Origin of the sequence: Alcanivorax sp., from assembly GCF_051117345.1 — a bacterium.
GTDB lineage: Bacteria > Pseudomonadota > Gammaproteobacteria > Pseudomonadales > Alcanivoracaceae > Alcanivorax.
Genome location: NZ_JBNPEC010000192.1, coordinates 1 through 7,013 on the forward strand (window position 1 = coordinate 1; position 7,013 = coordinate 7,013).

Annotated in this window: 8 protein-coding genes; 2 read left to right on the forward strand and 6 right to left on the reverse strand. The window is 59.4% G+C overall.

Features of this window, described 5'->3' with window-relative positions:
* Window positions 1-415 precede the first annotated feature (415 nt).
* From ACFE0K_RS12250 to ACFE0K_RS12260, 3 genes are all read right to left on the reverse strand, one after another.
* On the reverse strand, window positions 416-1,612 hold the full coding sequence (locus ACFE0K_RS12250) for an acyl-CoA dehydrogenase family protein (protein WP_434536333.1): 1,197 nt from the start codon (window positions 1,610-1,612) through the stop codon (window positions 416-418).
* A 22-nt stretch (window positions 1,613-1,634) separates the two neighbouring features.
* On the reverse strand, window positions 1,635-2,390 hold the full coding sequence (locus tag ACFE0K_RS12255; RefSeq protein WP_434536334.1) for an SDR family NAD(P)-dependent oxidoreductase: 756 nt from the start codon (window positions 2,388-2,390) through the stop codon (window positions 1,635-1,637).
* A gap of 73 nt (window positions 2,391-2,463) precedes the next feature.
* A complete protein-coding gene (locus ACFE0K_RS12260; RefSeq protein WP_434536335.1) occupies window positions 2,464-2,955 on the reverse strand; it encodes an NUDIX hydrolase in 492 nt (163 codons plus the stop codon).
* A gap of 69 nt (window positions 2,956-3,024) precedes the next feature.
* Here ACFE0K_RS12260 and ACFE0K_RS12265 point away from each other — a divergent pair, with 69 nt between their 5' ends.
* Entirely contained in the window at window positions 3,025-3,678 is a 654-nt protein-coding gene (locus ACFE0K_RS12265) for a hypothetical protein (RefSeq protein ID WP_434536336.1), read from the forward strand.
* Here the strand turns inward: ACFE0K_RS12265 and ACFE0K_RS12270 are convergent.
* Window positions 3,663-4,691 (reverse strand): AraC family transcriptional regulator, encoded by a 1,029-nt coding sequence (locus tag ACFE0K_RS12270; RefSeq protein ID WP_434536337.1) that lies wholly within the window; start codon window positions 4,689-4,691, stop codon window positions 3,663-3,665. The two genes, ACFE0K_RS12265 and ACFE0K_RS12270, sit on opposite strands and share 16 nt — an antisense overlap.
* Window positions 4,692-4,824: 133 nt before the next feature.
* Between ACFE0K_RS12270 and ACFE0K_RS12275 the strand changes: the two genes are divergently transcribed.
* Window positions 4,825-5,883, forward strand: coding sequence for a fatty acid desaturase family protein (locus ACFE0K_RS12275; RefSeq protein WP_434536338.1), 1,059 nt, complete (start codon window positions 4,825-4,827; stop codon window positions 5,881-5,883).
* A gap of 323 nt (window positions 5,884-6,206) precedes the next feature.
* On the opposite strand, the gene ACFE0K_RS12280 is transcribed toward ACFE0K_RS12275, so the two are convergent.
* Together ACFE0K_RS12280 and ACFE0K_RS12285 are read right to left on the reverse strand one after the other, a co-directional pair.
* Window positions 6,207-6,533 carry an antibiotic biosynthesis monooxygenase family protein gene (locus ACFE0K_RS12280; protein ID WP_434536339.1) on the reverse strand — a complete coding sequence of 109 codons (327 nt, stop codon included), beginning with the start codon at window positions 6,531-6,533 and terminating at the stop codon, window positions 6,207-6,209.
* Window positions 6,534-6,621: 88 nt separating this feature from the next.
* Window positions 6,622-7,013, reverse strand: a 392-nt coding sequence (locus ACFE0K_RS12285) for a macro domain-containing protein (RefSeq protein ID WP_434536340.1), incomplete at its 5' end; no start/stop codon positions are given.

The following is a 7,013-nucleotide window of genomic DNA, read 5'->3' on the forward strand; positions in this document are numbered from 1 at the left end:
AGTTGTACCCCGCGTATGCCCTGCCCCCGGCTGGCTGGCGGCTTGGCGAACGGCCTTACACCGGGCGTTTCCCTGAATAAGCCGTGACGCAGATCACGTCAATTTTTTGCAGCCTATCACAGTTATGAAAAAACAAGCATTGGCTAATTGACATTAACTTACAGCCAGAATTGACCTTGAATGACAAGCGATACCGCCATGAAACACCGGTATCCCCCAGGGAGGGGACGGATTGCCAGCAAGAAAGCGAAAGGAAAGGAGGGGGGGGACATGAACGTCTCAACCACACCAGGTTGAGACGTTCAAATGGATTTCCTCACAGCGTGTGACCGCTAATAAGACCCCTGCCGTCTGGGCCGAAGACCGGCACGTAACGGCAAAGGTTCGATGACAGGCGATTACCGACAGAACGACGTTAACCCCACTGAAAGAAATCGCGTTTTTCTTTCAGGTAGAACCGCGACAACACCATTTTGTGCACTTCGCTGGCACCGTCCACCAGGCGCGCCTGGCGGGCGTAGCGATAGATCCACTCCAACAGGGTGTCCTTGGAATAGCCACGGGCACCGCACAGCTGGATGGCGGTGTCGGCGGCCTTGTGCAGGGTGTCGGCCACGTGGATCTTGGCCATGGAAATCTCCTTCTTGGCGAAATCCCCCTGGTCCAGCTTCCAGGCGGCCTGCATGGTCAACAGACGGCCCACTTCGATGTCCTTGGCCACGTCGCCCAGCATCCACTGCACACCTTCGTGCTCGGCCAGGGTGGTGCCGAAGCTCATACGGTTTTCCACATAGCCGGCGGCTTCTTCCATACAACGCTTGGCCAGGCCGAGCCAGCGCATGCAGTGGGTCAGGCGCGCGGTGCCGAGACGGATCTGGGTGACTTTCAAACCATCGCCCACTTCCAGCAGGCGGTTTTCATCGGGGATTACCAGACCGTCGAATTTCAGTTCGCAGTGCCCGCCGTGCTCTTCCGGGCCCATGATGGGAATACGGCGGACGATTTCCCAACCGGGCTGATCCGCATCGAACAGAAATGCGGTGAGGCCCTTGCGGGTATCTTCGCCGGTCTTGGCGATCAGCACGAAGGTCTGTGCTCCTTCGGCCCCGGTGATGAACCACTTGCGGCCCTTGATGATCCAGTTGTCACCATCCTTGGTGGCCGTGGTGTAGGTCAGGGACGGGTCGGAGCCACATCCCCCCTCCGGCTCAGTCATGGCAAAGGCAGAGCGCACCTTGCCGTCGATCATCGGCTGCAACCAGCGGTCCTTCTGCTTCTCGCTAAGAATCTTTTCAAACAGGATCATGGTGCCGTCATCCGGCGGCGCGCAATTGAACACCACTGGACCGAACGGGCTACGCGCGGCTTCTTCGTAGAGCACCGCCATACCGGCCACGCCCACATCCAGGCCACCGCGTTCCTTCAGTAACTGAAAGCCCCACAACCCTGCCGCTTTGGCTTTTTCTCGCAGGGCGTCGACCACGCTTTCCTTGAAGTTTTCGTGATCGTCGTAATTGGCCTTGTCGTTTTCCAGCGGCATGATTTCCGCTTCCACAAACGAAGCCACTTGCTGGCGCAGGCTTTCCAGCTCCGGGCTCAGGGAAAAATCCATGATCTGTCCTCGGTGAATTCAGTTAGAGAGTATTGCAGAGGTGGCCGCCGTCCACGGCGATCACCGAACCGGTCATGTAGGACGACGCATCGGATGCCAGCAGCAACAGCGGGCCGACCAGTTCGTCGATCTGCCCCAGGCGGCGATAGGGAATGCGCTTGAGCATTTTTTCCGCCAGCGGGCTGTTGAAGAAATCCCGGTTGATATCGGTTTCCACATAGCCGGGGCAGATGGCATTGCAGCGGATGTTGTAACGGGCAAAGTCCAGCGCCAGGGACTTGGTGAGCTGCACCACCGCCGCTTTGGAGGCGGTGTAAGGTGCCACCCGACCACCGACTCGCAGGCCGAGGATGGAGGCAATGTTGATCAGGCTGCCGGGGCGTCCGTCGCGCCGCCATTGCTGGATGGCAAACTTGGACACCGCCCAGACCCCTTTCAGGTTGGTATCCACCACGGTGTCCCAGTCTTCCTCGCTGAGCTCGTCGGTGGGACCTTCGTGGGACACGCCGGCATTGTTGACCACCACATCCACCGCCGGCATATCCGCAAAGGCGGCTTCCACACTGCTGTGGTCACTCACATCCATGGGAACCACGGCGGCCTCGCGACCCAGGTCGCGCACCGCCTTGGCGGTAGCTTCCAGTTTCTCCACCCGGCGGGCCGCCAGCACCACGTCGGCCCCTTCTTCGGCCAAGGCAATGGCGAAGTGGGCACCAAAGCCACTGGACGCGCCGGTGATCAAAATGCGTTTACCGGCCACACTGAATCGCTGGGACATAACTTCCTCACCCTTTTCTGCATCAGGAAGAGAAGCTACCCAGCCAGACAGCCGGCCACAAGGACGAAAACGCTCAGGAGGGGGATGACAACAGCAAGGTCAGGGCATGGCGGGTATCGGGCGTGGCATCAGCCAGTGCCAATGCCTGACGGGCGGGGAGCCAGTCGACGGCCACCACTTCATCACTGAGCGAGACAGCCTGCGGACACGCCACCACGGACGCCAGCGCACCCCAGACCCGGTGATGAGGATTGGAGAAGAAGAACCATTGCCAACGGGAAAACAGGCGTTGCACGCCCACTTCCTCGAACAGTTCCCGCGACAGGTTTTCGCCCACGGTTTCATTGGGGCGCATGACACCACCGGCAGCCAGATCCCAACCACCGGGGTAAAAATGTTTGTCGCCGGCACGCTGTTGCACACAGACCCGCCCGGCCAGATCACGCACCACTACGTAGGACGCACGATGGATCAGCCGCTGACGCTGCATGCGCCCACGCTGACAACTGCCCTTGGGGTAGTTGTCCTGGCTGACCAGCAGTACAGGTTCAGAATTCCCTTTCATTGTGTTTTCATTCTTTCTTCGTCTAGGGCATTAAGCTCTGACAATACTGTAAGGCGAGGCAATTCCGGAATGTTCGAAAATATCAGATTTCAGTTTGAAACCTTTGACTGGGGAGGCGTATCCGGAATATCTGACATCCTGATGGTTGTTCTGACCATCGTTCTGCTCCTTGGACTACGGCAGGGCTCACATAATATCCGTGAAGCCTCGCTCTCCCGCGATGCCGATATTCTTCGTTGGGCCATGGCGGAAATGGATACTCTCAAACCCTTGATACGTGCTGTTACAGATGCGCACCAGCGGCAACCCTACAACGAACAGAGCCGCGAAGAAAGCTGGCTTCCAGTAGAACTGGACGCCGCCCACCAAGTCAGCATTAAACTACAACGTATCGGCTACATGGCTTGGAACAACCTGATATCACGCCAGCACTTCATGAACCTATGGGGGCCGATGTATCTTTGCTGCTGGTACGCTCTGGAACCCTGGGTTATCGAAAAGCGACGCAAACTAGAAGAGCCAGATAGTATTGAAGACGGAGCCTTCTCCCGCCACTTCTTTGAAATATACGCGCTCTATTGCGAAGCCTGGCTACCGTTGGGCTTAGTCAATAATGAACGATCAAGGCTCGGACTAGCGGTTATTGACAGTATTGATCAGCACCATAAACGTCAGCACAAGGCGTTAAAGCAAAGAAACGGTGGCTATTACGGCTGGAAGTGACTCGGCGGATGGCCAGTCCATTTGCGGAAGGCGCGAGCGAAGTTGCTGGGGTCGGCGTAACCCAGTTTTGAGGCCACCTGCTGCACGGTGATGTTGGCCTGCAGATACGCCATGGCCTTGGTCATGCGTACCTCTTCCAGCAGGGAGCGGTAGCTCACGCCGAGGGCATTGAGGTAACGGCGCAGGGTGCGGGAGGTGACGTGGAAGTTGCACGCCAGCTGTTCCAGGCTGGGCAGCATGCCCTCGGCCTGCATCAACCGGGCGCGCACGCGGCTGGCCCAGTCCTGATCCGCTTCCAGCCGTTGCAGTTCTTCCTCACATTTCTGTGCGGCCATCTGCCGGGACGCCGGATCGGACAGGGTAAAGCGCTCACCGAGCAGGGCCTTGGGTAATCGCAGCGCCGCTACCTCGGCACCAAACTCCACCGGCATGGCCAGCAACTCCCGGTAGCGATCCGCATGGGCAGGCGCGGCATAGGGCAGCTCCAGCACCGCCCCCTGGAAACGCTCGCCGAGCAGATAACGAATCCCGCCGACCACGGCCGCCACCACCACTTCCAGGTAGGTTTCACGGATATCACCCAGCGGCACGCTTTCCACCAGGCAGAAACGCACCCCTTCCTGCGAGGGTTCGATGCGGGGAACGCACAGGCGGGTACGGGTACGGAAGTAGCGCTCCAGCAGCCGCAGGGCATCACCCAGATCGGCACTGCTGATGGCGGCATAGCCGAGCAGGCCATGGGCAGTCAGGGTCAATTGCTGACCCAGTGCCAGCCCCAGGGCCGGATCCCCGGTCATTTCACGGGCGCCCACCATGACCCGGCGAAACTGCTCGAAGCGCAGGGCCGGTTCCGGGTTATAGACCTCATCCTCGCTCAGACCCACCCGGGAAAGCAGCCGACGGGTATCCACGCCAACCTCGGCGATCAGTTCCACCAGGTTACGCACATAGTTGACGGGGACCGGAGAACGACCGGTGCCAGGGTCCAGCTGTATAAAGCGTTCGTGAGTCATGGGGCTACTATACGCTAATTTTACACTTGTCCGAAAATGACTGACTTCTGTCCAGCCCTGCACTTCGCCCGGACACGACTGTTCACCAGAATGCCTGCATCCGAATTTCCCGGCTTCGCCAAGGACAGAGATAATGCAAGAACCCGCCTACAGTCGCCATTTCGGTGCCGATGATGCCCGCGCCATCCGCGATGCGGTGAAAAAGGATCTCGGCCCGACCACCTTCAAGGCCCGCCCGCTGCGTGCCCTGTGGTTTATTCCCATGAGCGCCGTGATCATCGGCAGCATCGCCACCATTCTGGTGCTCAACCTGCCCTGGTGGGGCAATCTGCTGCTGGCCATTCTTGCCGGACACACCCTGGCCTGCCAGGCACTGCTGGCTCACGAGGTGCTGCACGGTGCGCTGGGCATGAGCAAGCGCATGCAGAACTTTCTCGGCTGGATCGGTTTTGGCCCGGCCCTGATCGCCCCGGAATTCTGGCGCCGCTGGCACAATGTGGCCCACCATGCCCATACCAACCTGGGCGACAAGGACCCGGACTCCTTCGGCACCCTGTACCGCTACGAGAAACACCCGCAGACTGCCAACTTTACCAAGCTGGCCCCCGGCGGGCGCACCTGGTACAGCTTTTTGTTCCTGTTCTATTCCTTCATGTTCCACGGCCAGCTGGTGCTGCGCATGCAGACCCGCAAGCGTGAGGAGTTCAAGGGATTCAACCGCAAGAAAGCGATCCGCCAGTCCTACCTGTGCATGGCGGCATGGATAACGCTGGCCATCGTATCCGGCCCACTGGCGATCTTCACCGTGCTGATCCCCATGGCGATCATCAACTTCATCGGCCAGAGCTACATTCTCACCAACCACATGCTGCGCCCGCAGATGGACAACAACCACCCGGTGGACAATTCCATGAGCGTGCGCGCCTGGCGCTGGATCGATCCGCTGCATTTCCATTTCAGCCATCATGTGGAGCACCATCTGTTCCCGAAAATGGGCTCCGATCAGGCACCGAAAGTGCGCGCCTGGCTGCAGCAGGAAATGCCTGAGCGTTACGTATGCCCCAGCCATGTGAAAGCGGTGGCCATGCTCTACAAGACCCCGCGTGTCTATCAGGATGCCAACACCCTGGTCGATCCTCTTAACCGGGAGCGGACCGTGGATGTGATGGCGCTGCAGGGGCAGTTGAACTAAGCGAGCTCCCGCGGCATCTATAAGCCGCTGTAGGACGGAGCGTAGCGGAGTAACGCACGTAGTTCCGTGCGGCCCGAAGGGTGAGCGAAGCGAATAACCCCTCTTGAGGGACGAATCCGAGCCTGGGCGAGGGAGCGGGCTATGCGGGCACCACCAGATCACTCTGGCGACGCCCGGCACTCCTGATCGCCCTGCGGGCGATTTCCACGCTGACGCGTGGTTCGTCCCTCAAGAGGAACTCCTACAGCGGCCTCGCTTTAGACGTGTGAGTCGTGTCTTTTACGCTGGTTATCGCGCCGCCAGCGACGTTCCGACGACATCGGTTAGTTGCCGGAATAAGCCCGCAGGATTTTCACCACTTCCACCTTGTAGTGTTTGTACCAGCCGTCCTTGCCCAGCTGCTGGGCAACCCGGTGTTCTGCCTGCTGCTTCCAGGTCATGATGGAGGCCTCATCTGGCCAGTAGGAGATGGCAATTTCCTGCTCTCCTTCCGTGACACTGATGAAATCCGTGCAACCGAAATCGGCCATGGCCAGATCCCGTAGCTGTCCGGCCATCTGCCGGTAACCACTACCCTGATCGCCCACGGTGGCGGTGAAAATCACGGCGTACATTTCCTCTCCCTGTTTCTGCAGGAGCCATGCTCGCATGGCGAACACCTACCCCCTTGGTTATGCCAGAATGATATTCCCTTCGGGTCGCACGGAACTACGTGCGTTACTGCGCTACGCTCCGTTCCTACAGTTCCTTTAATGCCTTGTCGAAAACGGCTAAGTCCGCATCGCTAAACAAGACCAAACGCACCAGCGTCACCGCCTCCAGGGTCGGCGCGGCGTCACGGATCGTTTGCAACGCCACCAGTGCCGCGTCAGCCAACGGATAACCGAACACCCCGGTAGAAATCGCCGGAAAACCGATGCGGGCAATACCGTTCCCATCCGCCAACTGCAGGGCCTCCCGGTAACAGGAGGCCAGCAACTGATCCGACGGTTTATCCCGTCCATACACCGGGCCGAGACAATGAATCACATGAGCGTTGGGCAGGCTGTGACCGCTGGAGATCACCGCCTCGCCCGGACGAATGGGGCCCATAGGGATACATTCCTGCTCCAGCCCCGGCCCGGCAGCCC

Excerpts from the sequence above, each read along its gene's own strand:
- ACFE0K_RS12250 (WP_434536333.1), bottom strand. The coding sequence starts at position 1,612 with ATGGATTTTTCCCTGAGCCCGGAGCTGGAAAGCCTGCGCCAGCAAGTG.
- ACFE0K_RS12255 (WP_434536334.1), bottom strand. The coding sequence starts at position 2,390 with ATGTCCCAGCGATTCAGTGTGGCCGGTAAACGCATTTTGATCACCGGC.
- ACFE0K_RS12260 (WP_434536335.1), bottom strand. The coding sequence starts at position 2,955 with ATGAAAGGGAATTCTGAACCTGTACTGCTGGTCAGCCAGGACAACTAC.
- ACFE0K_RS12265 (WP_434536336.1), top strand. The coding sequence starts at position 3,025 with ATGTTCGAAAATATCAGATTTCAGTTTGAAACCTTTGACTGGGGAGGC.
- ACFE0K_RS12270 (WP_434536337.1), bottom strand. The coding sequence starts at position 4,691 with ATGACTCACGAACGCTTTATACAGCTGGACCCTGGCACCGGTCGTTCT.
- ACFE0K_RS12275 (WP_434536338.1), top strand. The coding sequence starts at position 4,825 with ATGCAAGAACCCGCCTACAGTCGCCATTTCGGTGCCGATGATGCCCGC.
- ACFE0K_RS12280 (WP_434536339.1), bottom strand. The coding sequence starts at position 6,533 with ATGCGAGCATGGCTCCTGCAGAAACAGGGAGAGGAAATGTACGCCGTG.